Source organism: Haloarchaeobius iranensis (genome assembly GCF_900103505.1).
Taxonomy (GTDB): Archaea; Halobacteriota; Halobacteria; order Halobacteriales; family Natrialbaceae; genus Haloarchaeobius; species Haloarchaeobius iranensis.
In genome coordinates this window covers 158,287-183,112 of the sequence record NZ_FNIA01000002.1, presented here as the reverse complement: position 1 = coordinate 183,112, position 24,826 = coordinate 158,287, and the positions used below count along the sequence as shown (strand labels likewise).

Annotated in this window: 27 protein-coding genes; 14 read left to right on the top strand and 13 right to left on the bottom strand. The window is 69.6% G+C overall.

The genetic code is table 11. The features are described 5' to 3' along the window. Positions 1–28: 28 nt before the first annotated feature. Complete coding sequence (locus BLT27_RS02400; RefSeq protein ID WP_089731432.1) at positions 29–964, top strand: WD40/YVTN/BNR-like repeat-containing protein; 936 nt, start codon at positions 29–31, stop codon at positions 962–964. A 140-nt stretch (positions 965–1,104) separates the two neighbouring features. After that, on the top strand, positions 1,105–2,409 hold the full coding sequence (gene nreA, locus BLT27_RS02395; protein WP_089731431.1) for a DNA repair protein NreA: 1,305 nt from the start codon (positions 1,105–1,107) through the stop codon (positions 2,407–2,409). Between the two features lie 22 nt (positions 2,410–2,431). Here nreA and BLT27_RS02390 read toward each other — a convergent pair whose 3' ends face one another. Genes BLT27_RS02390 through BLT27_RS02380 form a run of 3 tightly spaced genes read right to left on the bottom strand, consistent with a single transcriptional unit; the run spans position 2,432 to position 3,962 of the window. Beyond that, positions 2,432–2,896 carry a DUF302 domain-containing protein gene (locus tag BLT27_RS02390; RefSeq protein WP_089731430.1) on the bottom strand — a complete coding sequence of 155 codons (465 nt, stop codon included), beginning with the start codon at positions 2,894–2,896 and terminating at the stop codon, positions 2,432–2,434. 36 nt (positions 2,897–2,932) lie between these two features. After that, positions 2,933–3,667, bottom strand: coding sequence for a CPBP family intramembrane glutamic endopeptidase (locus BLT27_RS02385; protein ID WP_245707592.1), 735 nt, complete (start codon positions 3,665–3,667; stop codon positions 2,933–2,935). 4 nt (positions 3,668–3,671) lie between these two features. Next, positions 3,672–3,962 (bottom strand): DUF5789 family protein, encoded by a 291-nt coding sequence (locus BLT27_RS02380; protein WP_089731429.1) that lies wholly within the window; start codon positions 3,960–3,962, stop codon positions 3,672–3,674. A 93-nt stretch (positions 3,963–4,055) separates the two neighbouring features. On the opposite strand from BLT27_RS02380, the gene BLT27_RS02375 reads away from it, so the two are divergent. Further along, positions 4,056–5,015, top strand: a complete 960-nt coding sequence (locus BLT27_RS02375) for a cell division protein CdpA domain-containing protein (protein WP_089731428.1) — start codon at positions 4,056–4,058, stop codon at positions 5,013–5,015. On the opposite strand, the gene BLT27_RS02370 is transcribed toward BLT27_RS02375, so the two are convergent. Genes BLT27_RS02370 through BLT27_RS02360 form a run of 3 tightly spaced genes read right to left on the bottom strand, consistent with a single transcriptional unit; the run spans position 5,012 to position 7,664 of the window. Continuing rightward, entirely contained in the window at positions 5,012–5,491 is a 480-nt protein-coding gene (locus tag BLT27_RS02370) for a Mut7-C RNAse domain-containing protein (protein ID WP_089731427.1), read from the bottom strand. The genes BLT27_RS02375 and BLT27_RS02370 overlap by 4 nt on opposite strands. Further along, positions 5,491–7,230, bottom strand: a complete 1,740-nt coding sequence (gene polX / locus BLT27_RS02365; protein ID WP_089731426.1) for a DNA polymerase/3'-5' exonuclease PolX — start codon at positions 7,228–7,230, stop codon at positions 5,491–5,493. Before polX ends, BLT27_RS02370 begins: the two co-directional genes overlap by 1 nt. Continuing rightward, complete coding sequence (locus BLT27_RS02360) at positions 7,227–7,664, bottom strand: DUF5788 family protein (protein WP_089731425.1); 438 nt, start codon at positions 7,662–7,664, stop codon at positions 7,227–7,229. The genes polX and BLT27_RS02360 overlap by 4 nt, the downstream gene beginning before the upstream one ends. A gap of 575 nt (positions 7,665–8,239) precedes the next feature. Between BLT27_RS02360 and BLT27_RS02355 the strand changes: the two genes are divergently transcribed. After that, complete coding sequence (locus BLT27_RS02355; RefSeq protein ID WP_089731424.1) at positions 8,240–8,617, top strand: DUF7853 family protein; 378 nt, start codon at positions 8,240–8,242, stop codon at positions 8,615–8,617. 169 nt (positions 8,618–8,786) lie between these two features. Here the strand turns inward: BLT27_RS02355 and BLT27_RS02350 are convergent, their stop codons facing one another. Continuing rightward, positions 8,787–9,191, bottom strand: a complete 405-nt coding sequence (locus BLT27_RS02350) for a hypothetical protein (protein ID WP_139172233.1) — start codon at positions 9,189–9,191, stop codon at positions 8,787–8,789. Positions 9,192–9,276: 85 nt separating this feature from the next. On the opposite strand from BLT27_RS02350, the gene BLT27_RS02345 reads away from it, so the two are divergent. Genes BLT27_RS02345 through BLT27_RS02330 form a run of 4 tightly spaced genes read left to right on the top strand, consistent with a single transcriptional unit; the run spans position 9,277 to position 13,221 of the window. Further along, the gene (locus BLT27_RS02345) at positions 9,277–10,206 is read left to right on the top strand and encodes a rhomboid family intramembrane serine protease (protein ID WP_089731422.1); all 930 of its coding nucleotides are present in this window, start codon (positions 9,277–9,279) and stop codon (positions 10,204–10,206) included. Position 10,207: 1 nt separating this feature from the next. Next, a complete protein-coding gene (locus tag BLT27_RS02340) occupies positions 10,208–10,948 on the top strand; it encodes an endonuclease V (protein ID WP_089731421.1) in 741 nt (246 codons plus the stop codon). Between the two features lie 25 nt (positions 10,949–10,973). Beyond that, positions 10,974–11,882: an SDR family oxidoreductase gene (locus BLT27_RS02335; protein ID WP_089731420.1), complete on the top strand. Its 909-nt coding sequence runs from the start codon at positions 10,974–10,976 to the stop codon at positions 11,880–11,882. A 10-nt stretch (positions 11,883–11,892) separates the two neighbouring features. Further along, positions 11,893–13,221, top strand: coding sequence for a glycerate kinase type-2 family protein (locus BLT27_RS02330; RefSeq protein WP_245707590.1), 1,329 nt, complete (start codon positions 11,893–11,895; stop codon positions 13,219–13,221). Between the two features lie 22 nt (positions 13,222–13,243). On the opposite strand, the gene BLT27_RS02325 is transcribed toward BLT27_RS02330, so the two are convergent. After that, positions 13,244–14,467: an ArsA family ATPase gene (locus BLT27_RS02325; RefSeq protein ID WP_089731418.1), complete on the bottom strand. Its 1,224-nt coding sequence runs from the start codon at positions 14,465–14,467 to the stop codon at positions 13,244–13,246. 206 nt (positions 14,468–14,673) lie between these two features. Here BLT27_RS02325 and BLT27_RS02320 point away from each other — a divergent pair, with 206 nt between their 5' ends. Beyond that, the gene (locus BLT27_RS02320; RefSeq protein ID WP_089731417.1) at positions 14,674–15,099 is read left to right on the top strand and encodes a hypothetical protein; all 426 of its coding nucleotides are present in this window, start codon (positions 14,674–14,676) and stop codon (positions 15,097–15,099) included. A 42-nt stretch (positions 15,100–15,141) separates the two neighbouring features. Here the strand turns inward: BLT27_RS02320 and BLT27_RS02315 are convergent, their stop codons facing one another. Then, on the bottom strand, positions 15,142–16,242 hold the full coding sequence (locus tag BLT27_RS02315) for a pyridoxal phosphate-dependent aminotransferase (protein ID WP_089731416.1): 1,101 nt from the start codon (positions 16,240–16,242) through the stop codon (positions 15,142–15,144). Positions 16,243–16,522: 280 nt separating this feature from the next. Here BLT27_RS02315 and ppsA point away from each other — a divergent pair, with 280 nt between their 5' ends. Beyond that, entirely contained in the window at positions 16,523–18,832 is a 2,310-nt protein-coding gene (gene ppsA / locus BLT27_RS02310) for a phosphoenolpyruvate synthase (RefSeq protein ID WP_089731415.1), read from the top strand. Here ppsA and BLT27_RS02305 read toward each other — a convergent pair. Then, positions 18,829–19,740 (bottom strand): site-2 protease family protein, encoded by a 912-nt coding sequence (locus BLT27_RS02305; RefSeq protein ID WP_089731414.1) that lies wholly within the window; start codon positions 19,738–19,740, stop codon positions 18,829–18,831. The two genes, ppsA and BLT27_RS02305, sit on opposite strands and share 4 nt — an antisense overlap. 113 nt (positions 19,741–19,853) lie before the next feature. Here BLT27_RS02305 and mfnA point away from each other — a divergent pair, with 113 nt between their 5' ends. Together mfnA and BLT27_RS02295 are read left to right on the top strand one after the other, a co-directional pair. Continuing rightward, positions 19,854–20,927 (top strand): tyrosine decarboxylase MfnA, encoded by a 1,074-nt coding sequence (mfnA, locus tag BLT27_RS02300; RefSeq protein WP_089731413.1) that lies wholly within the window; start codon positions 19,854–19,856, stop codon positions 20,925–20,927. 65 nt (positions 20,928–20,992) lie between these two features. Beyond that, a complete protein-coding gene (locus tag BLT27_RS02295; RefSeq protein WP_089731513.1) occupies positions 20,993–21,565 on the top strand; it encodes a YqaA family protein in 573 nt (190 codons plus the stop codon). Here BLT27_RS02295 and crcB read toward each other — a convergent pair. The 3 genes from crcB to BLT27_RS02280 form a co-directional block, all read right to left on the bottom strand. Beyond that, on the bottom strand, positions 21,562–21,924 hold the full coding sequence (crcB, locus tag BLT27_RS02290) for a fluoride efflux transporter CrcB (protein WP_089731412.1): 363 nt from the start codon (positions 21,922–21,924) through the stop codon (positions 21,562–21,564). The genes BLT27_RS02295 and crcB overlap by 4 nt on opposite strands. Beyond that, positions 21,921–22,310 (bottom strand): fluoride efflux transporter FluC, encoded by a 390-nt coding sequence (locus tag BLT27_RS02285; protein ID WP_089731411.1) that lies wholly within the window; start codon positions 22,308–22,310, stop codon positions 21,921–21,923. The genes crcB and BLT27_RS02285 overlap by 4 nt, the downstream gene beginning before the upstream one ends. A 109-nt stretch (positions 22,311–22,419) precedes the next feature. Continuing rightward, complete coding sequence (locus BLT27_RS02280; RefSeq protein ID WP_089731410.1) at positions 22,420–22,644, bottom strand: ribbon-helix-helix domain-containing protein; 225 nt, start codon at positions 22,642–22,644, stop codon at positions 22,420–22,422. A 188-nt stretch (positions 22,645–22,832) separates the two neighbouring features. On the opposite strand from BLT27_RS02280, the gene BLT27_RS02275 reads away from it, so the two are divergent. Together BLT27_RS02275 and BLT27_RS02270 are read left to right on the top strand one after the other, a co-directional pair. Then, entirely contained in the window at positions 22,833–23,429 is a 597-nt protein-coding gene (locus tag BLT27_RS02275; RefSeq protein ID WP_089731409.1) for a sulfite oxidase-like oxidoreductase, read from the top strand. Positions 23,430–23,479: 50 nt separating this feature from the next. Further along, entirely contained in the window at positions 23,480–24,823 is a 1,344-nt protein-coding gene (locus tag BLT27_RS02270; protein ID WP_217639081.1) for an isochorismate synthase, read from the top strand. The last annotated feature ends 3 nt before the right edge of the window (positions 24,824–24,826 follow it).

Below are 24,826 nucleotides of genomic sequence, written 5' to 3'. Positions count from 1 at the left end.
ACCGGGTGGGCGACCTTCGTTCTCGAAGATGGTGCTACTCGTCGGAACGTTCGACGGTCTCTTCGCCCTCCGTGAGGATGGTTCCGGCGCGGAGCGACGGCTGGACGCGACCGTGCATCGGCTCCACGCGGTCGAAGACGGCTGCATCGCGGCCACCGAGAGCGGGCTCTACCGGACCACGGACGGTCGTGCGTGGGACCACGTCGCCGAGTTTCCGGGTGCCGTGGTCTCGGCGACAGTCAGTCCGGACGGTGACCGCTGGTACGTTGGTACCGACCCCGCTGCCGTCCACTGCTCCACCGACGATGGCGCCAGCTGGCGCGAGCTCGACGCCCTCCAGTCGCTCCCCGACCGCGAGCGCTGGCGCGACCGTGCGCCCGGTGACGACGCGAGCGTCCGGACGATGGCGGTCCACCAGGACGCACCCGAGCGGCTCGCCGTCGGTATCGAGCCCGGGGGCGTCTACCTGAGCGTCGACGGCGGCGAGACCTGGTCCGCCCGTTCCGCGGGTGTCCACGACGACGTCCACCACCTGCTCGCGCTCGGGGCAGACGAGTACGTCGCCGCCTGTGGCAACGGGCTCTACCGGACGGACGACGCCGGTCGCACGTGGCTCAGACAGGACACCGACTTCCGCGACTTCTGGTTCAACTACTTCCGAGAGAGCCTCACGCACGAGGACACGCTTTACGCGGCTGCCAACGGCCGGGGGCCGGCAACCCCTGCTGGCGCGCTGTTCGAGGTGACCGAAGACGGGGTCGTCGAGCGGTACCCGTACCCCGGCGAGAACGAGTCGTTCGTCGTCTCGTGGGCCGTCCAGGATGGGACAGTGTACGCCGGCACGATGGACGTGCGCGACGGCTTCGGTCAGTACGAACCGGCCCGCATCCTCCGCCGGGAGGAGCGCGGCTGGTTCGAGTCCGGAACGGTTCCCGCGGGAGCGCGGACCCTCGCGACGATTTAAGTAGGATGCCGGGGGCAGCCCCGGCGTGCCCTGACGGTGGACCGAATGCGGGCAGCGGCTGTGCGACACGTCGCAGCCGGGTGGTTTCCGGTGTCGCCTGTCCGCCAGATTGAAGCGCGTCGTCGCCCTACCTCCCTCGAATGCGGCTCGACGACTACATCGAGGGGCTGGAACCCGACGAGTCGGCCCGCCGTCGACAGCTCGCCGCGGAGAAGTCCTACGCCATCACCGAGTACCTGGAGGACTTCCAGTCGCGCTTCGAGGAGACTGTCCAGGGCGACTCGCTGTACGGAGCGACGGCACCCTCCATCTTCGTCGGCCGGACGAACTACCCCAACGTCTCGACCGGGCTGCTCTCGCCCGTCGCGGACGGCGACCCGACCGACTTCGTCACCGACGGCCAGTGGTACCAGCAGGGCCTCGGCGTCGGCGACGTCGTCGAGCGGCGCACCGGCCTGCTCAACTCCCGCCGGCGCGCGAACGTCAACGTCGAGGACGTCTGGGACGGCTTCGTCGGCGTCCAGCGGGAGGTCGCCATCGCGGGCGACCCCGTGGACGTCGAGATCGGCCTCGACGGGACGCTCGACCTCGACCTCGACGTGGGGGAGGGCGTGGCGACGCCGACCGGCCCGAGCGCCAGCGCCACCTCGGTCGACCTCACCGAGAACCCGCACGTCCCCCGTCCGGTGAAGAAGACGCTGGAGGACGACGACTGGCAGGCACAGGGCGCGATGACGTACCTCTACCGACGTGGCCTCGACGTGTACGACATCAACCGCGTGCTCTCCGCGGGCGCGCTCGGTCAGGGCGAGAACCGCCGGCTCGTCCCGACGCGTTGGTCCATCACCGCCGTCGACGACACCATCGGCCAGTACCTCCGCGGCCAGCTCCGGCACGCACCGAGCGTCGACAGCGTCGAGGTCCGGATGAACGAGTACATGGGCAACCGCTTCTGGGTCGTCCTCGCACCCGGGCAGTGGGAGTTCGAGCTCGTGGAGATGAAGGCACCGGGTAGCGTGTGGAACCCCGACCCGACCGGCGACATCTGGATGGGGAGCGCCTCGGAGGGGTACGAGGGCCGCACCGGCTACGTCGACGAGACCGCGGGTGCGTACTACGCCAGCCGACTCGGCGTCCTCGAACACCTCGCCGACCGCGGCCGGCAGGCGAAGTGTCTGGTGCTGCGGGAGGTCAGCGACGACTACTGGGCACCCGTCGGCGTCTGGCAGGTGCGCGAGAGCGTCCGCAACGCCTTCGACGGGACGCCGTGGCACAGCGTCGAGGAGGACGCCGTGGACGACTCCCTCGCCGGCGAGCACGGCGAGGCGGAGACGTTCCACGGCGCCGTCCGAACCATCGCACAGCGGCTGCCCGTCTCCGACGAGCGGCTCCGCCGGAAGTCCGACCTCGTCGCCGGCGTGCAGCGCTCGCTGGGTGACTTCTGAGCCGAGAACGTTCCGCGAGGATTCAGGCGGTGTCGAGGTTCTCGAACGCGGCCTCGACGAGCTCGCCGGTGTCGGCGATCAGCTCCTCCCAGTCCTCGTCGTTCGGCGCCATCCCGAGCAGCGGCGCGATCTTCATGATGGAGACGTGGTAGACGTGCTGTCGGCCGGGCTCCTCCTCCCAGACGACGACGTTACACGGCATCAGCCCGCCGAGCTCCGGGCTCATGTCGAGGCCGCGGTCGGCCATCTCCGGGTTGCAGGCCCCGAGGACGTAGTACGGGTCGCGGTCGGCACCGATCTTCTCGGCGAGCATGTCGGAGACGGAGAACTCGACGGCGACGCCGAAGCCGGCCTCGGCGAACGCCTCGCGCACGTGCTCGATGGCCTCCTCGTGCGCCATCTCCAGTGTGGCCTGCTTCTTGCCGATCTCGTCGTCGCTCGGCGTCGGTAGTTCGACGTCGCTGTCGTCGTTGGATTCGAGTGCCATACTGCAACAGGTGGGGCGGACGGACAAAAACGTATGCTACAGCGGGATGGGCAGCCACTCCAGCCAGCCGTACACCGTCTCCGGCGGGAGGACCGGGTCGTGGATGACCAGCCAGTCGAGCAGCACCAGCCCGGCACCGTGGGCGACGACCGAGGGCAGGATGGAGCCGCTCTTGTAGTCGACCGCCCCGAACAGCACGTCCGTCGGCCCGGAGAGCAGCAGCTCTATCGGGGGTTTGGCGATGTGGTGCAGCGCGTAGACGACGGGGCTGATGAACGCGGCCTTGATGCCGAACCGTTCGCCGACGCCGACACAGAGCAGGCCACGGTAGTACGTCTCGACGGCGACGACGAGCGTGAACTGCTTGGCGGCGTGGACGGTGAACGCCCCGGGCTCGCGCAGCTCGGCGGCCGTCGCCCACATCGGGTAGTAGGCACGGATCGACGGCAGCGACGACCCGACGAGGTAGAACGGGAAGACGAACAGCGCGAGCAACGCGGCGTTCCTGACCGCGGTGCGGTCGATACGGTAGCCGATGTCCTCGCCGTAGTACGCCGCGAGGGCCATCGGCCCGCAGAAGAAGATGAGGCCGTCGATGACGAGCCGCTGGTCCAGCCCGGGCTGGTGGAACGCCATCCAGAGTAGCGAGAGGGCCGCACCGACGACGAGCGACTTCGCGGTCCAGGAGAGACGCGACCAGCGCAGGGACGCCAGTCTGGGACGGAGCCAGTCGACGGCCGTGGTGACGATGCCGGCGTCCTGGCTCGACACGGCTCTACTCGTCCACGGTCGCGACGGGGCCGCGACCGACGACGTCGCGGACGGCTTCCTCGAACTCCTGGCGCTTCTCGAAGTACGTGATGTCCACGTCTTCGAGCGCCGCGGAGAGTTCGGTCGGCCCGTCGGGCGTCCGGATGACGGCGTCGCCCTCGAGTGTCTCCAGTCGGCTCTTCTTGATGGGCCAGGTCAGGCGGGACGTGACTCGTGCGAGCGGTGCGCCCTCGACGGGCTCGCCCTCCCCGAGCTCGACGGCGGGTTCTGCGTCTGCTTCCTCCTCGTCAGCCATGGACGGGGCTTTGCAACCGCGTCGATTCAACCTTTCGCTTCCGACCCCGATGTCTGACGTACTGTTTTGTGGTGGGAGGACCAACACGGGTCCATGACCAGTCTCGCGGACGTGTACGAGGACAACGTCGGAGAGGTCGACGACCTCCGGCGCTTCTACCTGGGGGTGGCGCTGTTCGCGGCCGGGGCGTTGCTCACGGTGGTGGGCATCCTCGTCGGGGGAACCGACCTGCTCGGTGCGGTCGGCGTGGGCGTCTACGACGCCCGGAAGGTCGCCGGGCTGCTCGGCGGGCTCGGCGTCCCGGCGGTGCTCGTGGGCGTGTTCACCGTCCTGCCGGCGAGCAAGCGCATCCGGGCCGCCGCAGCCATCGGGGCGAGCCTCTGCGTGCTCGGCGTCGCGCTGTTCTGGTACGCCTACCCGACGTACTGGGTGACGGGCCCGCAGGAACGGACCGGGCTCACCCTGCTCGTCGCGGCGGTGTACTCCTTCGGCGTCTTCGCCTCCATCGGCTGCCTGTTCAGTGCCGTCGTGACGTTCAAGACGCGTAACGACCCGGGCGGTACCGTCACGATGGAGGTCACCCGCGAGGGGGAGACGCGCGTCGTCGAGGTGCCGGTCGAGCACGCCGAACAGGCGGCGCACGGTGGCGTCGGGATGTTCGGCGCGGACCCCGACGGCTCGGTCGAGACGCAGACGAACGGGGCCGGCTCGGGGCCCGACTCGTCGGCAGGTGGGGCCAGTGGGTCCCCGAACACCGCATCCCGGGCGTCTCCCGGTGCGTCCTCGCCCGGACTCGGTGGTGGGGGGACGACGACGAGCGACGGCGGCGCGTCGACGCGGGACATCCGGTCGCCGATGGACGGCTACGACGACGGCGAGGTGCTCCAGTCCGGGGCCGGCCGACGGGAGAAGAGCCTCGCGGACCGCTACTGCGGCAACTGCCAGCACTTCGAGTACGTCCGGACGAACCACGGGATGCAGCCCTACTGCGGCGCGGACGGCGAGGTCATGGACGACATGGAGGCGTGCCAGCAGTGGGAGCCGAACAACTAGCGGTCGGTCGCCGTCTCTCCTGACGACCCGCGCACGTCCGCGAGCGTCGCGGCCATCCGGTCCCAGTGACTCCCCTTCCAGAACCGCTGGCCGCAGTCCCGACAGCGCCAGACCGGGGCGGCGTCGTCTGGGACGTACTCGGGGCCGTCGTCCGAATCGCCGGTCTCGATCCTCGCGAGCCGACCGTTGCATCGCCCGCAGTGGACCGGTTCCGCCACGGGAGCGAGGTCGACCCCTGCGGCGTCGAGTTCGCGGAGCTGCGGCTCCGTCTCGCGATGCCCGAGTAGAACCGACTGCTCGGCGTGCGCGGCGAGCTGTTCGTCACGGGTGATGAGGCTGCGGTCCTCCTCGGTTGCGAGTTCGAGCACCGCGTCGTCGGCCTCCACGTCCCGGTCCAGCGCGTAGAGCGTGTCGTGGCCGCAGAGCCGCAGGTACGTCGCGAGGTTGCCGAGCATCGCGTCGAGGAGGTACCGCATCAGTGCAGGAACTCCCGGACGCCGTCGGCACCGCGCGCGTTCAGCACGTCGGCGGCCTCGACCCAGCCGCGCCGGGCGGTGTGGACGCCGAAGCGGGCGTATCCGAACGACGGCGTGCGGTGGGCGTCGGTGTCGATGGCGATTGTCGCGCCGGCGTCGACGGCGACCTTCACGGGGCCGCCGGAGAGGTCGAGACGGTGCGGGTCGCTGTTGATCTCCAAGGCGACGCCCTCCCGCGCGGCGGCCTGGGCGAGCGCCCCGGCGTCGATGTCGAGTCCGGACCGCTGGTTCAGCAACCGGCCGGTCGGGTGGCCGAGGATGTCGACAGCGGGGTGCTCCATCGCACGGACGAGTCGGTCGGTGCCGTCGCCGTCGAGCGCGGCGTGTGGCGACGCGACGACCACGTCGAGCTCGGCGAGCACGTCGTCATCGACGGAGAGCTCGCCGTCGGCGGTGATGTTCGCCTCGACGCCCGTGAACACCTCGAGGTCGTAGCCCTCGGCGACGTCCCGAATCCGGTCCGCCTGCGCCAGCAGTTCCTCGTCGGGGACGCCGACGCCGCCGACGACCCCCGGGCCGGTCGCGTGGTCGGTGACGGCGATGTAGTCGTGCCCGAAGGCGGCCGCCCCGTCGAGGAGCGACTCGATGGACTCCGCGCCGTCGGACCAGTCGGTGTGGGTGTGGAGGTCGCCCCGGACGTCGTCCTCGGTCACGAGGTCGGGGAGGTCGTCGGCCGCGGCGGCCGCGATCTCCCCGCGGTCCTCCCGTATCTCGGGCGGAATCCAGGGCAGGCCGAGCGCGTCGTACATCGATGCCTCGTCGGTTCCGGCGACGCGGTCGCCGACACGCTGGCCCGCGTCGGGATCGTCGACCTCGCTCACGTCGAACGCGCCGTACTCGTTGAGCTTCAGGCCGCGGTCGATGGCGTAGTTGCGGAGGGCGACGTTGTGCGCCTTGCTCCCGGTGAAGTACTGGAGCGCGGAGCCGAACTCGTCGGGGACGACGACCCGGAGGTCGACGCGCATCCCGTCGCTGCGCACGCTCGCCTTCTCAGTGCCGGCCTCGATGACGTCGTCGGCCGCGGGCCAGTCGAGGAGCGCGTCGATGGCCCCAGCCCCGTCGTCGGTCCCGACGAGCACGTCGACGTCGCCGATGGTCGCGCGCCAGCGCCGCAACGAGCCCGCCACCTCGACGTGTTCGACCGGCGATGCGTCGGACAGGTAGTCCACGAGGTCGTCAGCGAGCGGCCGGGCGTCCCCCAGCAGCGTGCGCTCGCCGGCGGATTTGGCGAACTCGATGTTCTCGAGGATGTTCTCCTCGGTCTTCGGACCGAAGCCGTGCAGCTCGCGGATCCGCTCCCCGCGTGCGGCCGACTCGAGGTCCTCGAGGCTCCGGACGTCGAGCTCGTCGTACAGCGTGCCGACCGTCTTCGGCCCGACGCCCTCCACCCGGAGCAGCGCGTCGAGCGCGACCGGGTAGCGCTCTCGGAGCTCCTCGAGCTCCTCGATATCGCCCGTTTCGGCGTACTCTACCACCTTCGAGGAGATGGCGTCGCCGACGTGGTCGAGCTCGCCGACGGCGTCGGCACCCTCCGCGACGAGGTCGTCGAACGAGCCCTGGTAGTCGCGGATGCTCTCGGCGGCGCGACGGTAGGCGTTCGGTTTGTACTCCACGTCGTCTGCTTCGAGCAGGTTCGCCATCTCCTCCAGCCGGTCCGCGACATCGTCCTGTAGGGTCATGTTCGTGGTCCACTGCCCTCGCGGCCGAGGGCCTTCTTCAGGAAGTTCATCCAGCGCTTCTTGTCCGCGGCCTCCTTCGCGTCGGCCTCGGCCTCGATGTTCGTCGGGCCGAGGCTCTCCAGTGCGTTCAACGCCCGGTCGAGCCCGATGATGGCCTCGACCAGCTCCTCGCCCTCAGCCCACGTCATCTCGGCCCACTCGTTCTCGAGGCGCTGTCTGCGCTGGAGGCGCTCGCGCCGCAGGTTCTTCTTCGCCTGCTGCACACGCTCTCGCTCGCCCGCCGGGACGGTGTCCCGACGCTTGATCTCGAAGACGAACGACTGCAGGTCGATGGGCTCGCCCTGCACGTCGATGCGCTCGGGGATGTCCGCGCCCACGGTGGCCCCCTCGCGGTCGATGCGCGCGAGCAGTTGCTTCTGTTCGTACGCTTTCACACCCCAGCGTCGGGCCCGTGGGACCAAAAACTCTCACGCTGGGGAGGTTCCAGTATCGGCACATAGGGTCGTCTGAACATCGAGGGTTTACAAATATTGTAAACGCCCGGCGACGACGTCGAAGAATCAGCCGGCTGGCGCGCGGCCGGGCGAGCGTGCCGAAGGCCGCTCGCCGACGCTCGTGCGAGGGGCGAGAAGCGCAGCGCAGCGAGCATCGCAGTCGGCTGGGGAGGCTGAGGTGCGGTGCAGTCGCGGTGGGCGGGACTGAAAGGGGCTGCTCGGTCGACGAACCCCGACGACGTGAGGACCGCAGGAACGAGGACCGCAACGAGTCGCGGGAGTCGAGCGAGCCGCGGCTTTCTGGCTGTTCGCGGTACAAGTGATTTCCACGTTCGGCGGGGCTTTCTGGCTGTACTTGTTTCGAGTAATTCCCACGGAGAAGACACAGACAACTGCTCCTCCGGCCAAGTTCGATAGCCGAATCGAGACTCGAAACGACATCAGAACTCGTTGATACCTTCATGTGGGTACGGGGTAATCCAGAATGTAGGGGATACGAACTCCCCAGTCACGCCATGTCGACCACGAACCGACCCCGCAGCCAGACCGGACCCACCTGCCTCGACCTCTCGCGAGCCGAGGCGTGGGTGGTCCACCACGTCGCGCTGTCCGCGCTGACGGACGACGGTGAGTCGTCGCACGCGCCCCAGCCGTGGTGGGCACTCGAGACCGCGCAGAAACTCGAAGCTGGCGTGCGCTCGTTCACACAGTTCGAGGGCTGGCGGCTTCGGGTCGAACTGCTCGCGTACGCCGCCGACCTGTCCACCCCGGACGGGGACGCGGCAGTCGCACGGACGGTTGGCGACCGTCTGGAACGCAGCTTCGCCCCGGCACCGCCCGCCATCGAGAACGACATGGCGGTCGATCAGGCACTTCGACCGGACTTAGACTGATCCAATCCCGGAACGGTTCCAGAGACCGTTCGTCGGCCGGCGACGTCCACAGCATCGCCGGCTACGATTCACCCCTTTCCCGACGCACCACACGACCGAGAGCGACCGCGTCCTGCGTCACGCCACGACGCTCCGAACTGGCGAAATCACTACTGACAGATGGGTCCCACTACGCTGTCGTCTCCGTATCGCAGGACGCGATGAGTCCCAGCGTAGTCACGAGTCCGAGGAGGACGAACACTTTCGGGAGCATTTCCCTGAGGAACGGGACGGGCCAGACCACGCCGTATTCGACGTGGGCGACGATTGCGAGTGAGTACGATGCCGGTGGCAGCCAGTGGTCCGATTCCCGGGGTGCGGTCCTGAGTGCGGTCCGGACGTGCATCGTCGCAACCAGCGGAACGAGGACGAAGAGGAACAGTCGTTCGAGGAACCGACTGGTGCCGACGAGGGACTGGTACAGGAGGTAGACGATGAACGTACCCGTGAACACTATCAGGATGCCGAAAAACAGAATGCTCTCGTAGGCAGTTCCGTACAGTTCCTGCCGAAGGTCGAATTTGGGTAGGTCCACTTGCCGAGAGTCCTCACCAACGGTACTTGTCTGCTCTGTTTCGGAATCCCAACCCCTTTGCCGTCCGTGTTCGTACGGGCGACCAATGGCCAACTGCGACGAGTGCGGCGAGGAGACGAACATGCCGTACACGTGCAACCGGTGCGGGGGGAAGTTCTGTGGCACCCACCGGCTGCCGGAGAACCACGACTGTCCCGGGCTGCAGTGGAACGACCCCGAGGGCGTCTGGGCCGAAGAGACGACGACAGCAAGCGACGACAGCGACGGTGGCGTGCTGAGCGGCCTCACGGCAGACCCCTTCCGGCGCGGCGGCCCGCTGGCGTACTTCCGCGGGAACATGACGTACGTGTTCCTCGGGCTGATGTGGATCACGTGGGGGATACAGTACTTCATCCTCCCGACGTTCACGACCATCGGTCCGAGCCGGCTCGCGGAACAACAGCAGCTCTGGTACGACATCTTCACGCTCCAGAGCCAGCACCCCGAGTACGTCTGGGCGTGGTTCACCTCCATCTTCTCGCACGCGCAGGACCTCTACCACATCGCCGGCAACAGCATCGTGATATTCTTCTTCGGCCGGCTGGTCGAGGAGTACGTCGGCAGCCGCGACTACATCTTCCTCTTCCTCGGGAGCGGCGTGCTCGCGGGGCTGGGCCACATCGGCCTCGCGCTGGTGACCGGCGAGCCGACGGCGCTGTACGGGGCCTCCGGCGCGGCCCTGGCCCTGATGGGCGTGCTGACGGTCATCCGCCCGAACCTCACCGTGCTCATCTACTTCATCATCCCGACGCCCATCTGGGTGCTCACCGGGCTGTACGCGCTCGTCAGCGTGACCGGCATCATCGGCGGGAACGTCACCCTCGGCGGGGCGAACGTCGCCCACGCGGCCCACCTGTTCGGGCTCGTGCTCGGCCTGCTGTACGGCCAGTACGTCAAGGACAAGGTGAGCCTCCCCAGGGAGACGAGCCTCGGCGGTGGCCGTCGCGGCGGCGGTGGCGGCAGGGGCCCGTTCTGAGATGCGCAGGGAGTTCGTCCCGGACCCCGGGGCCTCCCGCGCGGAGATGGAGGCCCAGCAGCGCGACATTGCGGCGGCTGCGACCTTCATCGACGACTTCGAGTTCGACAGCGACGCCGTCGGCAGCGACACCGGCCCGCTCGTCGCGGGCGTCGACCAGGCGTTCCTCGACGACCGCGCGGTGAGCGCCGTCGTCGTCACCAGAGGCGACAGCGTCGTCGAGCGCGCCCACGCCGTCTCGCCGCTCTCCATCCCGTACATCCCGGGGCTGCTCTCGTTCCGCGAGGGCAACCCCATCCTCGCCGCGTTCGAGGAGCTTTCGACCGAGCCCGACTGCGTGCTGTTCGACGGGAGCGGGCGCATCCACTTCCGGCAGGCCGGGCTCGCCACCCACATCGGCGTCGTGCTCGACGTGCCGAGCGTCGGCGTCGCGAAGAACCTGCTCTGCGGCGCGCCCGAAGCCTCGACGGAGGGCCTCGCGGCGGGCGAGCGCGTCGGCATCGACGCCGACGAGGACGTCGACGCACCCGCCGGCACGCGAATCGGCTACGCCGTCCAGACGAAGCAGTACGAGTCGCCGAACCGGCACGTCAACCCGCTGTACGTCAGTCCCGGCCACCGCGTGAGCGCCGAGACGGCGGCGGACTGGACGCTCGCCACCGCGGCGGGCTACAAGCTCCCCGAGCCGACGCGGCTGGCCGACGCGCACGCCGCCGACGTGAAACGAACCATCGACACTTAGGTACCTCCCGGGTGAACGCCGGGACATGACCGCAGACGAGGACGACGACTCGCCCGAGGAGGCGAGCGCGACGACGGACGACGAGGAGTCGCCGTCGGCACCGGAACCGACACTGGAGACCGTACTCATCACCGGCTGCTCCTCCGGCATCGGGCGTGCGACGGCGACGGCGTTCCGGTCGGAGGGCTGGCTGGTGTACGCGACGGCCCGCGACGAGGACGACCTCGCGGACCTCGCCGACATGGGCTGCGAGACCGCCGAGCTCGACGTGACCGACCGCGGGCAGGTCGAGCGCGTCGTCGACCGCATCGTCGACGAGGCCGGTCACATCGACTGCGTCGTCAACAACGCCGGCTACGCGCAGATGGGTCCCATCGAGGACGTCCCGACCGAGAAGGTCCACGAGCAGTTCGACGTGAACGTCTACGGTCCGCACCGGCTGGTCCGCGCCACCGCGCCGCACATGCGCGAGGCGGAGGACGGCACGTTCGTCAACGTCTCCAGCGTCTCGGGCAAGCTCTCCGTCGCCGGCACGGGCGTCTACTCCGCCTCGAAGTTCGCCGTCGAGGCGATGAGCGACGCGCTCCGGAGCGAGCTCCGCGAGTTCGACGTCGAGGTCGTCGTCGTCGAGCCCGGTCCCGTCGCCACGCAGTTCACGGACCGCGCCGACAGCGAGGTCGACGACCTGCCCCGTTCGGAGGCGTACGACGACCTCTACGAGCTGTTCGAGGACGCCAGTCTGGTCGCGGGCGACGGGCCGCTCTCCGTCACGCCGAACCAGGTCGCCGGAGTCATCCTGAACGCCGCCAGCAGCACCGACCCCGCGACCAGATATCCCGTTGGAGCCGTCGCGAAGTACGGCCTGCTCGCCCGCTACCTGCCGGACCGGATCCGCGATGTGGTCGTCGGGCTGGTCCGGCGCTTCGCCACGTAGGGGGAGAGTCGTGCCCGTCGAGAACCGCGACGAACTCGCGTCGACACCCGCCCGCGACACGGCGCTCGCCTGCGTCACTGCCGGCATCGAGGCGGCACTGCCGGAGCGCGTCGTCGCGGACGGCGTTGCGGTCGCGGACACTGTTCTGACGGTCGACGACACGCGATACGACCTCGACTCCCCGATACGGCTCGTCGGCGCGGGCAAGGGCGCTGGCCGGGTGGCAGCGGCGCTGGTCGACGCGCTCGACGGCCGCGTGGACGGCGGTGTCGTGGTCACCGACGAACCGGCCGATGCGGGGCCGGTCGAGGTGCTCGTCGGCGACCACCCCGTCCCCACCCACCGGAACGTCGTGGCCGCCCGCCGGGTTCAGGACTGCGTCGCCGATACCCCCGAGGACGCGCTCGTGCTGGTCGCGCTCACCGGCGGCGCGAGCGCCCTGCTGGCACTCCCGGCCGGCGACCTCTCGGTCGAGGACCTCGCGGGCGTGACCCGCGAACTGCTCGACGCCGGCGCCGCCATCGCCGAGCTCAACGCGGTCCGGAAGCACTGCTCGGCGGTGAAGGGTGGGTGGGTGGCCGATGCGGCGGCACCCGCACGGCTCGTCACGCTCGCCGTCTCGGACGTCGTCGGCGACGACCCCGCCGTCATCGGCAGTGGACCGACCGCCCCCGACGACACGACGTACGCCGACGCGGTCGCGACCCTCGACCGGTACGACGTGGCGGCGCCGGCCGTGCGGACGCACCTCCGGTGCGGTGTCGACGGGTCGGTGCCGGAGACGCCACGCGCCGACGCCCCCGCGTTCGACCGCGCCGACTACCACGTGCTGGCGAACGGGGAGACGGCGCTCTCGGCGGCGGCGACGGTCGCCCGCGAGCGGGGGTACGAACCGCTCGTGCTCTCGACGGGTGTCGAAGGCGAGGCGCGCGAGGCCGGCCGGTTCCACGCGGCCGTCGCTCGCGAGGTGCGCGCGACCGGGCGGCCAGTCGACCCGCCGGCGGTGCTCCTCTCCGGCGGCGAATGCACCGTCACCGTCCGTGGCGACGGCGCTGGCGGCCCGAACCTGGAGTTCGGCCTCGCGGCGGCGCTGGACCTGCGGGGTACCGACGACGTGGCGGTCGCGGCGGTCGACACGGACGGGCGCGACGGCTCGACGGCCGCTGCGGGTGCGCTCGTCGACGGTGAGACCGTTCCGAACCCGGAGCAAGCTCGGGACGCGCTCGCAGCCAACGACAGCCGGGGGTACCTGGACGGACTGGACGCGGTGCTGAGAACAGGGGCGACGGGCACGAACGTGAACGACCTGCGGGTCGTGGTCCTCGAACGGGAGCGATAGCCGAGCCGGTCGAAGCGCCCTGTCAGTCGAGACAGGCGGCCACGATCCGGAGCATCCGTTCGCCCCTGACCTCGTCCGCGAACAGCGGGACCCGGCGCACGTCGGTTCCCCGGAACAGCTCCTGTGCCTCCGCCAGCGCGGACTGCTGGACGTCCCAGCGGCGCTGGCAGAACTCGCAGTCGGCGAGGTTCGGCTTCACGAACTCGTCGGCCTCGACGGAATCGGTCACGTCTGCGAGGTCCTCCATCACCCGGTTGACGACGACGGTCCCGACGGGAATCTCGAACTCCTCGAGCTGGGCGCGCAGCCGGCGGGACTCGAAGACGCTCATCTCCTCGGGCACCATGACGATGCGGAAGTCGGTCTGTGCGGGGTCCTGCAGCACGGCACGCAGGCGCTCGATGCGGTCGGCCAGCTCGTCGAGGTCCGGCGACTGCTGGTCCGCGCCGTCGTCGCCACCGAACATCCCGCCGAGCCCGCCCATCAGGCCACTGAGCCGCTCCCGCATCTTGGCGATGCGGCCGACCATCGTGTCCATGACCTCCGGGAGTTCGAGCAGCCGGAGCGTGTGGCCCGTCGGCGCGGTGTCGACGACGACGCGGTCGAAGCGCGGGTCGTCGAGGTACTCCAGGAAGAGCTGCATGGCGGCGGCCTCGTCCGCCCCGGGCATCGCGCCGCCCAGCATCGAGCTCATCGGGTCCTCGCCGTCGTCGCCGAGCATGTCGCCGAGGCCGCCCATCGGGCCCTGGCCCATCGCGTCGTCGCCGGCCATGGGACCAGCCCCGCCGGTCCCGGAGTCGTCAGCGAAGGGGTCGGTGCCGTCGCCGCCCGCACCGCCGAACAGTGCCGCGCCCTCCTCCATCGCCTGCTCGGGGTCGATCTCGGCGGCGAACAGCGGGATGTCCTCGCGGATGCGCGTCGGCTCGGACGGGATGTCGGTCTCGAACGTGTCCGACAGCGAGTGCGCCGGGTCCGTCGACACGACGAGCGTCCGGGTGCCGTCGGCCGCGCTCGCGAGGCCCGTCGCGGCCGCCATCGTCGTCTTCCCGACGCCGCCCTTCCCGCCGTAGAGGACGTACTCGGGGGCGTCGACGCCGTCCAGCGCGTCCGTCGTCGCCTCGTCGAGATTCTCGTCCACCGCGTCGACCGCGATGCCGTCGGCCGGGTGCTGGGACTCGTCCTGGGGGTCCGGTGCGTCGTCGGCGTCCTCGACCTCGTCGACCGGGTCGACGCTGATGTCGCTCATGGCCGGGGATATCGCCCGACGACTTGTGTACTAATCGGTCCCGCTATCGGTTGTGGGTCGGCGGCAGAGAGATGAAGGGGCCTCACGAGACGCCCGGGACGGTTCCACTCCAGTGGACCCCCGCTTTCAGAGTGGATTGCACGACCTTCGAAATACCATCGGCGGGTCTATCAGAAATAATATCTGTCGATAACCGTTCTGGACAGATGAGCATGCAACGTCGGGCCTACCTCCAGTTCGTCTGTGCCAGTACCACGTTGTCTCTCGCTGGCTGCCTGTCGTCCAATCGTTCTCCGGACCCCGACCAGCTCGGCGTCGTCTCCTCGGTCGGCCTCACCAACGAAGACGCCGACGAACACGTCGTCAGTGTCACCGTCGAACGGAACGACGAGATGGTCCTCGATACGGAAGCGACGCTGGCACCAGCGGGGAACGGCTCCGAAAGTCGGTTCTCGTACGACGACTTCGAAACCGAGCCCGCGGAGTACACGATCGAGGCGGCGTTGGAAGATGGCGGCGAGGAACGGCTCTCACCGGATTTCACGGCGTCCGACTGTTCGAAGAACTACTACGCGTTCGTGGAGGAGGACGGTCGGCTGTCGTCGTTCTACTCCGAGGCGAACTGTGGGTAGAACACGACAATAGCCTCCTCACTCCAGCCGGCCGGGGGAGACTCACCCGAACCGTTCGGCGAGCCGGTCGGCGGCCGCCTCGACCCGTGGCGTGACGAGCGCGAACCGGAACCAGTCGTCGAACGCGTCGCCGAAGGCCTCGCCGGGCATGCCCGCGACGCCGGCGTCGTCGATGAGTGCCTTCGTGTTGGCGACGGTGCCGGGGTAGCCGTCGAACCGGGCCATGACGTAGAACGCGCCGTCGGGGTCGGTGTACTCCGCGCCGGCCTCGTCGAGCGCGTCGGTGAAGGTGTCGACCCGCTCGGCGAGCAGCTGGCGGTTGGCCTCGTGGTACGCCGGGTCGGTGTTCCGGAGCGCGTGGAGGACGGCGTGCTGGCCGGGGCGCGTGGTTGCGACGTTGACGAGCATGTGCCGTGCCTTCGCGGCCTCGACGTGCTGCTCGGGGAAGACGGCGTAGCCGACCCGGAAGCCGGTGATGGCGAACGTCTTCGAGAAGGAGTTCGTGACGATGCGGTGGTCGGAGTCGACCGACAGCGCGCTCGAGAAGCGGCCGGAGCGGTCGTAGTGGTCGTACACCTCGTCGCTGACGAGGATGGCGTCGTGGGCCTCCGCGATGGCGACGAGCTCGCGGACCGTCTCCTCGGGATACACCGCGCCGGTCGGGTTGTTCGGCGAGTTGACGACGATGCAGGCGGTGTCGTCGCTGGCGGCCGCGCGGACGGCAGCGGGGTCGAGCGTGCCGTCGTCGTCGGTCGGGACGAACCGCTGCGTGCCGCCGAGCATCGAGGTCTTCCCGGGGTAGTAGGGGTAGACCGGATCGGTGAGGATGATCTCGTCGCCGGCACCGCGTTCGAGCGCGCGGGCCATCGCGAGGTAGTTCGCCTCGCCGCCCCCGTTCGTGACGACGATCTGTGACTCGTCGACGCCCCGGCGCGCGGCGATCTCCTCGCGCAGGTCGCGCAGCCCCTCCGAGGGCGCGTACTGGAACTCGGACTGGTCGAAGTCGGCGTACTCGCGCAGGCCGTCCCGGAGCGACTGCGGGGGCTCCCAGTCGGGGTTCCCGCTGACCATGTCGACCACGTCGCGGTCGGCGTGGACCGCGTACGACATGATCTCGAAGAACAGCGGCTTCTCGTACTCCATGGTCGGGCAGTCGACGCCCGGGTGGCTATTTCTTTCGGGTCCGGACGGCTCTTTCCGGCGTCGGCGGGGAGTGCACGCGCCGGGTGTTGTCGGTTCCGTCAGGCGTTCGGCCCGGCACCCGCCGTTCGGCTCGGGTGGGCCCGCACGGCCCGGCCGTCGCAGTCGAGGCGGGGCTGGCAACACTTGCCCGCCCAGCCGAACGTTCACTCGACACCGAGTCAGAATCGGCCGCCTGTTCCCGGAATCTTCTTTACCGGTGCCAAGGTGTCTCCGCATACGAATGGCAGTACTCTGGCTGGACGACATCCGCGCCGACGACCTGGAATCGGTCGGTGGCAAAGGGGCGTCCCTGGGCGAACTCACAGGTGCAGGGCTCCCCGTCCCACCCGGGTTCGTCGTCACGGCTGAGACGTACCGGGAGTTCATCGAGGCGGCTGGCATCGACGAGGAACTGTTCGAGGCGGTCGACGTCGACGTCGACGACAGCGAGGCGCTCGCCGAAGCGGAGGCGCGCGCGAGCGAACTCATCCTGGGGAGCGAGTTCCCCGACGAACTGCGCGAGGAGATCCTCGAGGCCTACAGCGAGGTGGGCGACGGCGACGCGTTCGTCGCGGTGCGCTCCTCGGCGACCGCGGAGGACCTCCCCGACGCCTCCTTCGCGGGCCAGCAGGAGACGTTCCTCAACATCACCGAGGAGGACCTGCTCGAGCGCGTCCGCGAGTGCTGGGCGTCGCTGTTCACCCAGCGCGCCATCTACTACCGGACCCAGCAGGGGTTCGCCCACGACGACGTGAACATCGCGGTCGTCGTCCAGCAGATGGTCGACGCCGAGAAGTCCGGCGTGATGTTCACCAGCCACCCCTCGACGGGTGCGGCGACGATGATAATCGAGGCCGCGTGGGGACTCGGCGAGGCCGTCGTCTCCGGCAGCGTCTCCCCCGACAACTACCACCTCGACCGCGAGTCCGGCGAGGTCGAGGAGGTGACTGTCGCCGACAAGAAGGTCAAGATGATCAAGGACCCCGAGACCGGGAAGACGACCGAGGTCGACGTGCAGGACGACCAGCGCGAGGCGCGGGTCCTCTCGGACGACGAACTCGCGGCTCTCCGCGAGCTCGGAACCACCGTCGAGGACCACTACGAGACGCCCCAGGACGTGGAGTGGGCCATCGTCGACGGCGACGTGTACATGCTCCAGTCCCGCCCCATCACCACCATCGCGGAGGGCGACGTCGGCGAGGCCGACGAGACGCGCGTCGACCCCGACATCGGCAGCGACACGCCGGGCGAGGCGAGCGCGACCGACGGCGGCGGGAGCGACGACGTGCTCGTCCGCGGCCTGGGTTCGAGCCCCGGTATCGCCTCCGGCCGCGCCCGAATCGTCAAGAAGCTCGACCAGCTCGACAAGGTCGAGGAGGGCGACATCATCGTCACCGAGATGACGACGCCGGACATGGTGCCCGCGATGCGCCGTGCCGCCGCCATCGTCACCGACGAGGGTGGGATGACGAGCCACGCCGCCATCGTCTCGCGCGAGCTCGGCGTCCCGGCGGTCGTCGGCGCGGGCGATGCCACAACGACGCTCGAGGACGGCCAGACGATAACACTCGACGGCGACAAGGGGACCATCCGCGAGGGCGAGACCCAGACCGACGAGGAGCGCGAACCCGTCGAGGAGGTGCGCCCGCAGGCCCCGGTGAAGCCGATGACCGCGACCGAGGTGAAGGTCAACGTCTCCATCCCGGAGGCCGCCGAACGCGCAGCCGCGACCGGTGCCGACGGCGTCGGCCTGCTCCGCATGGAGCACATGATCCTCTCGACGAACAAGACCCCCGAGCGCTACATCGAGGACCACGGCGAGGAGGCGTACATCGACGAGATAATCGACGGCGTCCAGCGCGTCGCCGAGGAGTTCTACCCGCGCCCGGTCCGGGTGCGCACGCTCGACGCGCCGACCGACGAGTTCCGACAGCTCGACGGCGGCGAGGACGAGCCCGAGGAGCACAACCCGATGCTCGGCTACCGCGGCGTCCGCCGGAGCCTCGACCGGCCGGAGCTGTTCAAGCACGAACTGGAGGCGTTCCGTCGCCTGTTCTCGATGGGGTACGACAACGTCGAGATCATGATCCCGCTCGTCAACGACGCCGAGGACGTACTCCAGGTCCGCTCGCTGATGGAGGAGGCGGGCGTCGACCCGACGAAGCGCCGGTGGGGCGTGATGGTCGAGACGCCGGCGGCCGCACTCTCCGTGGGCGAGATGGCCGAGGCGGGCATCGACTTCGCCTCCTTCGGGACGAACGACCTCACGCAGTACACCCTCGCGGTGGACCGGAACAACGAGAACGTCGCCGACCGGTTCGACGAGCTCCACCCGGCCATCCTCGAACTCATCAGCCAGACCATCGAGACCTGCCGCGAGCACGACGTGGCGACGAGCATCTGCGGGCAGGCCGGCTCCAAGCCCCAGATGGTCCAGCACCTCGTCAACACCGGCATCTCCAGCATCTCGGCGAACATCGACGCCGTCCGTGATGTGCAACACGAGGTCAAGCGCACCGAGCAGAAGCTCATCCTCGACTCCGTCCGCTAGAGCGAGGGGCCGAACAGCGCGAGCAGGACGACGGCGGCGGTCAGGGCGCTCGCGGTGACCACCACCGACCGGGGCGCATCCGCCCCGTCGCCGACCGTCTCCGCGACGACGATTCTGAACACCTTCCCGCCGTCGAGCGGCCAGATCGGCAGCGCGTTGAACAGTGCGAGGTTCGCGTTCAGGAAGCCCACCCAGAACAGCGTGTTGCCGACGACACCGAGCGTCGCCACGTCGGCGGCCGTCGGCGGCGCGGCGGGTGTGTACAGCCAGCCGAAGTAGACGAGGTAGGCGTCGACGATGGTGTCGGGGCCGACGACGACGAATCCGAGCAGCACGAGCAGTGTGACGGCGACGTTGTTGGCGACACCGGCGGCGAACAGCCGGAGCCTGGCACGAGCTGGTGCGTCCTCGACCGCCGCCGTCGGCTTGACGTACGCCGCGAGGGGCAGCACCCCGAACAGCAGCGCGACGCCCATCTCGTCGATGGGGAGGTCGTCGACGCGGAGCGATATCGCGTGGCCGCCCTCGTGGACGAGCGTGGCGACGAGCAGACCGAGGACGACGTAGCCCGCTGCCGCGAGCGGCATGAACTCGTTAACGCCGGGGATGGCGACCATGTTGTTCGGGTCGTTCGCGGCGGTGGACTCCACGTCGGTCGTCAGCGCAACGACGGCGACCCAGCCGACCGCGCCGACCGCGCCGAGGCCGCAGGCGACGAGCACGCCGACGCCGAGGTCGTGCCACCGCCGCCACGGCCCCCGTTCGGCGACCCGGTCGACGAGCGGTTCACCGCGCGTCGTGAACGCGTACAGCGTGAGGAACCCGACTTTCAGTGACTCCGGCAGTCGCTCGTTGCAGGCTGCCTCGACGGCCTCGAAGCGGCGCAGGACGCTGTCGAATGGACTCATCGTCTCAGTCCGAGTTCCGGGTTGCTATCATTGAATCTATCGGACGACCGGTGCGGCCGCCGGAAATCGCCCGGGAACGCAACCCCTAAATTCCACAACCCGAAGATAGAGGCATGCGCGGCCAGCCACAGGAGTTCGACCGGGTTCTCTCCTCGATGTGCACGGAGCCACACCCGGTCGCGCGCGAGGCCGCAGAACGCTTCCTCGCGACGAACCCCGGCGACCCCGCGACGTACCAGTCCGTCGCCGAACTGGAGGACGAGGCCATCGCCGGGCTCGGCGAGATCGTCGGCCTCGACGACCCCGCGGGCTACATCGCGAGCGGCGGCACCGAGGCGAACATCCAGGCGGTGCGCATCGCCAGGAACCGCGCGGTGTCGAGCACCCCGAACGTGGTCGTCCCGGAGAGCGCGCACTTCTCCTTCCAGAAGGCTGCGGACGTGCTCTCGGTGGAGCTCCGGGTCGCCCCGCTCACGGACGACTGGACCGCCGACGTGGGTGCTATGCGTCGGTTCTGCGACGAGGACACCGCACTCGTCGTCGGGGTGGCCGGGACGACGGAGTACGGCCGGGTCGACCCCATCCCCGAGCTCGCCGACCTCGCGAACGACGTCGGCGCGCTGTGCCACGTCGACGCGGCCTGGGGCGGGTTCATCCTCCCGTTCACCGACCACGAGTGGCACTTCGGCCACGCGGACGTCGACACGATGACCATCGACCCGCACAAGATGGGCGCGGCGGCCATCCCGGCGGGCGGGCTGGTCGCCCGCGACGGCGAGCTGTTCGACGCACTCGCCGTCGACACGCCGTACCTCGAGTCCGCGAAACAGGCGACGCTCACGGGCACCCGCTCCGGCGCGGGTGTCGCGAGCGCGGCGGCGGTGATGGCGGAGTGCTGGCCCGACGGCTACCGCGAGCAGTACGAGCGCGCACAGGGCAACGCCGAGTGGGTCGCCGACGCCCTCGCGGAGCGCGGGTTCGACGTGGTCGAGCCGGAGCTCCCGCTGGTCGCCGTCCCGGTGTCGGAGGAGCTGTTCGCGTCGCTCCGCGAGGCGGGCTGGCGGGTCTCCCGCACCGCGGACGGCAAGCTCCGCGTCGTCTGCATGCCCCACGTCACCCGCGAGATACTCGATTCGTTCGTCGCGGACGTCGACCGGCTGCAGGCCACTGCGAACATCAACACTTAGGTTCGCGGACGGCCCAGGCGCTGGTAGTGACCCCCGTCTCGACCCCGTCGCTCGCCCTCCTCGACGTGCTCGTGTCGGTCGACCTCTGGCTCCCGTTCTCGTCGGTCCTCCCCGAGTTCGCCGGGCTCGCTGACGCGGTCCGGAACGCGTCGGGTGTCATCGGGCTCGCAATCATCGCCGTCTACTCCTTCCTCATCGCGTTCGTGCTCCCGCTCCCGAGCGAGGTCGTCCTCGCACCCGTCCAGACCGGGACGCTCGCGCTCGGGCTGCCGACCTCGCTGGAGTACGCCGTCGTCATCGTCGTCAGCGGCCTCGGAAAGGCCGCCGGCAGCGTGTTCGCGTTCCACATCGGCCAGGAGGCGAAGGAGGCCGGGCCAATCGTCCGGTTCCTCCGTCGCTCACGGTTCAACATCGTCGAGTGGTCCGAGAAGACGTCCGTCGAACTCGCCCGGAAGTACGGCTACGTCGGGCTGGCGATGGCGCTTTCGGTGCCGTTCTTCCCGGACACCATCTCCATCTACGCCTTCGCGGTGCTCGAACGTGACTACAAGAAGTTCGCGCTGGCGACGTTCGCCGGTAGCGTCGGCCGCCTGCTCGTGACGATGGGCGTGTTCGGCGTCGCGTTCGTGTTCCTCTAGAGCGCGAGGCCGACGCCCCAGCCGACCGCGACCGCGAGCAGACAGGCCGCGAGCGTCCCGACGCCGTTGAGCGCCGCCGCCAGCCAGCGTCCGCGTTCGAGCCGGTCCACCGTCGCGACGCCGAACGACGAGAACGTGGTGAACGCGCCGCAGGCCCCCGTCCCGACGAGCAGAGCGATGTCGCCGCCCGGAGCGCTGGCGGTGAGGGCGGCGAGGACGAAGCTCCCGACGACGTTCACCACGAACGTGCCGCGTGGCACCGCCTCCTGGCGTCGCGTGAGGGCGACCGAGACGAGCTGGCGACCGACCGCGCCGACCGCGCCGCCGACGCCGACGAGCAGCGGTGCCGGGAGGGTCACGCAGACGCCCTCCGTGACTCGACCCGGCCCGCCGCCAGCCGGCCGACGCCGACACCCGCGAACCCGAACGCGTACGTCGCGACGACGTAGCCGACGGCGACGGTCGGGACGCTGGTCGCGGTCCCGACGACGAAGGTGCTGTACGTGGTGAACGAGGAGAGGAAGCCGGTGCCGACGGCGAGGCGGACCCGGCGCGGGACCCGGTCGCGGTCGAGCGAGACGAGGAAGCCGAGCAGCACACAGCCGGCCACGTTGGCGACGAGGGTGCCGGCGAGCCCGGTCGGAAGACCCGCGAGCGCGACGTCGACGCCCCACCGGGCGTTTGCCCCGGCGAACCCGCCAGTCGCTACGAGGGCGAGCGTGCGTGCGTGAGCCCCGTCGCTCATCGAGACGGAGTGTCGAGGCACGGCCTAAAAGTCCGCCGACTTCCGGCGAGCGCGGTCGCTCGGGGTGACTGTCGAACAACGACCCCCGTTCAACACACCCGCGGCTCGGTCAGAAGACGTACTCGTCTTCGTGGCCCATCATCCCGTCGTCCTCGTAGCCGCCGCCACCACCGGGCTCGTCGTCGTCGATCGGCCCACTGGTCTTGTAGGCCTTGATCCCGGTCGAGATGAGATCCTCGATGGCCTCCTCGCGGTTCACGAACTCCCCGCGCTCTACCATCTGTGTGATCTGCATCTCGAGGTGTTCGGGGATGTTGATTTCGACCTTTGGCATCAGTGGTAGGGGCTTCGGTGATGTGGTATTTAAGCCTGACGGGGACGACGAATCCGGTGCACGACCGGTCGTTTCGAGGGTGGGTGACGGGACAGCTGTCGGGCGGTTCCGCCGCCGTGTCGGTGCCGCCGGGTCGTCGCCGAGGCCGTTCCGTCACCCCTACGGTTTCGCGCCACCGAGGGAGTGGTATGAGCGTCACCGACGTCACGGACCTCTACGAGGAGTTCGGCGAGGACCGCCTCCCACCGGGTCAGCGCGAGACCTCGAAGTTCCCCGTGCTCTCGAAGGGGAACACCCCGAAGTTCGACCCCGACACGTGGGAGTTCCGCGTCACCGGCGCGGTCGAGAACGAGCTCACCTTCGACTACGACGAGTTCCGCGCCCTCCCGAGCGAGACACAGCGCCAGGACTTCCACTGCGTCACCGGCTGGTCGAAGTTCGACTGCGAGTTCACCGGCGTCCCCTTCACCGAACTCGCCGAGCGCGCCGGCGTCCACGACGACGCCACCCACGTCATGTTCTCCGCGCTGGACGACTACACGACGAACCTGCCGCTTTCGGAGTGCATGCGCGACGAGGTGCTGTTCACCTGGCAGTTCGACGGCGGGGACCTCCCGCCGGACCACGGCGGCCCCCTCCGGGTCGTCACGCCCCACAAGTACGCCTACAAGGGCGCGAAGTGGGTCTGCGGCGTCGAGTTCCTCACCGAACCCGAGCGCGGCTACTGGGAGCGTCGGGGCTACTCGAACACCGCGAACCCCTGGAACGAGGAGCGGTACAGCTAGCTGCGTTGCAATGAACACCCTTTATACGACCGACCCCTGAGATGGGGGCAATGGAACGAGTGGGTAGCGAGCCGAGCGTCCCACCGGCGACGCGCGAGGACGCGACACTCGTGAGTCGGAGCCGTCCCATCCCGGACGTCTCCTTTCGGGCGTTCCTCGCGGCCCGCGACCCGCCGCGCCTCCAGTGGGCCAGCCACGAGGGGCTGGAGCTGGCCGGCGCGGGCGTCGCCGCCCGGCTCACGGCGAGCGGGTCCGACCGGTTCGAGTCGGTCCGGAGCGCCGCCGAGGGGCTGTTCGCCGACGCCGACTGCACCAACTCGGACGCGCCACGTCCCAGACTCGTCGGAGGGTTCGCGTTCCTCGACGACCACGAGCCCGACCCGCCGTGGACCGGCTTCCCCGCCGCGGAGTTCGTCCTCCCCGAGGTCCAGTTGACGCGGACCGACGACGGGACGTGGCTGACCGTGAACCGCTACGAGCCGGGTGCGGACCCGGACGACGTCGCGAGCGACCTCGACCGCGCGGTCGAGGCCGTCGCCGACCTGCCGAAGATGCGCCCCGCGGGGAGTCAGCCGGGCGTGACGGAGGTGCGCCGCCCGACCCCCAAGGAGGACTGGACCGCACAGGTCGCCGACGCCGTCGAGCGAATCGAGGCCGGCGACCTGCAGAAGGTTGTGCTCGCATGCGCGCTGGAGGTGGACCTCGCGGGCGAGGTCGACCTCCCGGACGTGCTCGAACGGCTGCGACGGACCTACCCGAACTGCTATCGCTTCCTCTTCCAGCCGACCGAGGAGGCGGGCTTCCTGGGCGCACCGCCGGAGCGCCTGGTCAAGCGCACCGGCCGACGGATGGAGACCGAGGCGCTGGCGGGGTCGGTCGGTCGCGGGGGCACGCCGGAGGCCGACGCCGACCTCGCCGCCGACCTCGTCGAGTCGGAGAAGATTCAGCACGAGCAGCGCCTCGTCGTCGACGCCATCTGCGAGCAGCTCGCGCCACTCGGCGAGGTCTCCGAGGGCGAGCAGACGGTGCGGAAGCTGGCGAACATCCAGCACCTGCGGACGCCCATCACGGCCGACCTCGACCGCGAGACGCACGTGCTCGACATCGTCGGCTCGCTGCACCCGACCCCAGCCGTGGGCGGGCTCCCGCCCGACGTGGCGGCGGAGACCATCCGCGACGTCGAGACGTTCGAGCGCGGCTGGTACGCCGCCCCCATCGGCTGGTTCGACGCGGACGGCGACGGGGAGTTCCTCGTCGGCATCCGCTCCGGGCTGGCTGGCGGTCGCAGCGCCACGCTGTTCGCCGGCAACGGTATCGTCGCGGACTCCGACCCGCAGGAGGAGTGGGACGAGGTCCAGCTGAAGTACCGACCGCTCCTCGACGAACTCGAGTGACCA